General features: G+C 35.3%; 1 protein-coding gene. It reads left to right on the forward strand.

Features of this window, described 5'->3' with window-relative positions:
- Nucleotides 1-255: 255 nt before the first annotated feature.
- Complete coding sequence (locus GW534_RS15805) at nucleotides 256-1,395, forward strand: IS110 family RNA-guided transposase (protein WP_161921922.1); 1,140 nt, start codon at nucleotides 256-258, stop codon at nucleotides 1,393-1,395.
- Nucleotides 1,396-1,540 lie beyond the last annotated feature (145 nt).

The following is a 1,540-nucleotide window of genomic DNA, read 5'->3' on the forward strand; positions in this document are numbered from 1 at the left end:
AAAACCTTCATGATTTTCCAATCTCAACCCGGGCATGAAAATTGATTTCTCTTGCCCATAATGTAGATAACACAAACAGTCTATAATACGTGGTTTTTTATGGTGGATTTATACCCTGTGAATAAAACTGTTTGAGTGAATTTGGTGAACAACCCTTTGTTAGCTCAGTCCTTTGGACTGATGACTACGTACAGAAAAATGCTTATGTTCAAATTCACTCACTGTTTGTGATTTTATATTATGGGAGTGAGAATTTTGGAGGTTTTCATTGAACGCTGTGCTGGATTAGATGTTCATTCAGAAACAATAGTAGCTTGTGTAATGATTGGTAATCGAGATGAAGATTTATTTCAAGAAACCGAAACATTTCCTACTTTAACAAAGGATCTCTTTAGATTACTCAAATGGTTAGAAGACCATGGTGTTACTCACATTGCCATGGAAAGTACTGGAGTATATTGGAAACCTGTTTATAACATTTTAGAGGATTATTTTGATATTACCTTGGCTAATGCCCAGAGAATCAAGAATGTCCCTGGAAGAAAAACAGATGTCTCCGATGCTGAGTGGATTGCTAGACTTTTACGGTATGGTCTTATTGAAAAGAGCTTTGTTCCTCCTGAAGATATCCGTAATCTTCGAGATTTAACACGACTTCGCAAGAAGTGGATTGGACATTTAACCTCAGAGAAAAATAGGATTCAAAAGGTACTAGAATGCTCCAATGTTAAATTAAGCTCTGCCATTTCGGATGTTTTTGGTGTTTCCGGCAGGAAACTACTAACAAAGTTGATTTCAAAGGGATACGTTGATGCAAATGATGTGGAGAATAGTATTCATGGTAGAATGGCACATAAAAAGCAATTAATTACAGATTCTCTATTCGGTACGTTAAATGACCATCAAATCTTCCTGATTAGGCAATCCTGGAAACATATCATGTATCTAGAATCTCTTATATCAGAAATAGAAGAAAAAATTGATGAAATATTAGTCAACTATAAAGAAGAAATGGATTTATTACTAACGATTCCTGGAATCAAAAAGGATTCAGCAGCTATTATTATTGCGGAAATTGGAGTAGATATGAAACAATTCCCTACTTCACAACATTTAGCATCTTGGGCTGGAGTAGCTCCAGGGAATTATGAAAGTGCAGGTAAAAGGAAATCTACTCGAACATCAAGAGGAAACCCTCACATTAAGTCCGCATTGTGTGAAGTTGCTTGGGCTGTATCCAGGAGTCGTAAGCGTTGGTTAGCTTCTAAATATTGGTCAATTGCAGCAAGAAGAGGAAAGAAAAAAGCACTCGTTGCAATATCGCATCGAATGCTTAGAATTATTTACTCCATGTTGATTAACAAGGAGGCTTATAAAGAACCACAATTTAATTAGTTTAACCAAAAACAAATAAGAATATTCAAAGTTACCTCCACACAGGTAGCTCTGATTTCCTATTGCTTTTTTTGGTTATTTAGATAATTACCCTAATAGATCAAGTATATACTTAAACGGCTAATGGAGATTATTTTCACAGAAA

Origin of the sequence: Pallidibacillus pasinlerensis (assembly GCF_009996845.1) — a bacterium.
In the GTDB taxonomy this organism is placed as follows: domain Bacteria; phylum Bacillota; class Bacilli; order Bacillales; family Caldibacillaceae; genus Pallidibacillus; species Pallidibacillus pasinlerensis.